Origin of the sequence: Sulfobacillus sp. hq2 (assembly GCF_002903155.1) — a bacterium.
Taxonomy (GTDB): domain Bacteria; phylum Bacillota; class Sulfobacillia; order Sulfobacillales; family Sulfobacillaceae; genus Sulfobacillus; species Sulfobacillus thermotolerans.
In genome coordinates this window covers 1-962 of the sequence record NZ_NWUL01000037.1, presented here as the reverse complement: position 1 = coordinate 962, position 962 = coordinate 1, and the positions used below count along the sequence as shown (strand labels likewise).

Here is a 962-nt window from a genome sequence, read left to right as displayed (position 1 = left end):
AAAGTGCATATTCCCAAATGAGGCTGGGTGCGCATGCACGAACCGTTGCGATTTATCGGCAAAGTGGTAGAAGGCACCGTGTCGCGGACCGCTGATCGCTGGTTATTGAGCGTCACCGTCGAACTTCCCGATCCCCCCCGTGTCCGCCGCGAAAGCCAAGCGGTAGTCGGCGTGGATTTGGGCGTGTCGGCGTTGGCAACGCTCTCGACCGGAGAGAAGATCGTGGGACCGAAAGCCTATGCGGACGCCTTGGCACAGCTTCGGCGGTTATCGAAACAATTCAGTCGCCAGATGGAAGCCGCCAAAGTTCGCGCCGGGCTTCAGCCCGGCCAGCCCCTCCCGAAAGGGATGCCCATGCCCTTGTCCCAGAATATGCGAAAGACGCAGCGGCGCATGGCCCGACTCCATGCGCGGATTGCGAATATCCGGGCGGATGCGTTACACCACCTGACCACCGATCTCGTGCAGCGCTTCGATGTCATGGCCATCGAGGACCTGAACGTCGCCGGGATGCTCAAAAATCCTTCGCTCGCCCGGGCGATTGCCGATATGGGCTTTGGGGAATTCCGTCGGCAACTCGCATACAAAGCGGCCCAACGCGGGAAAACGGTGGTCATCGTGAGCCGTTGGTATCCGAGCAGCAAAACGTGTTCCGCGTGTGGATACAAAATGCCGAAAATGCCGCTCGCTATGCGGGAGTGGACGTGCCCAGAATGTCACACACACCACGACCGCGACATCAATGCGGCGATTAATTTGCGAAACGTGGCCGAGAGTTCGGTGAGGAGCTCCTCACCCGTGTCTGCCTGACGGCAGACCTGCTCGGTGACAGCCTGTGGAGTGCCCGCCCGTGGACGACCGGCCAATGGCCCTAAGAAGCGGTGGCATGATGACACAGGAAGGTGGCTCCGTTTGATCCATTGACTAACGATGATCAGACTTGGATAAGTCCATCAGAACGG

Annotated in this window: 1 protein-coding gene; it reads left to right on the top strand. The window is 59.4% G+C overall.

The window, feature by feature from the left end; genetic code table 11:
* The first annotated feature begins 33 nt into the window (after positions 1-33).
* Positions 34-810: an RNA-guided endonuclease TnpB family protein gene (locus CO251_RS11200; protein ID WP_103375911.1), complete on the top strand. Its 777-nt coding sequence runs from the start codon at positions 34-36 to the stop codon at positions 808-810.
* The last annotated feature ends 152 nt before the right edge of the window (positions 811-962 follow it).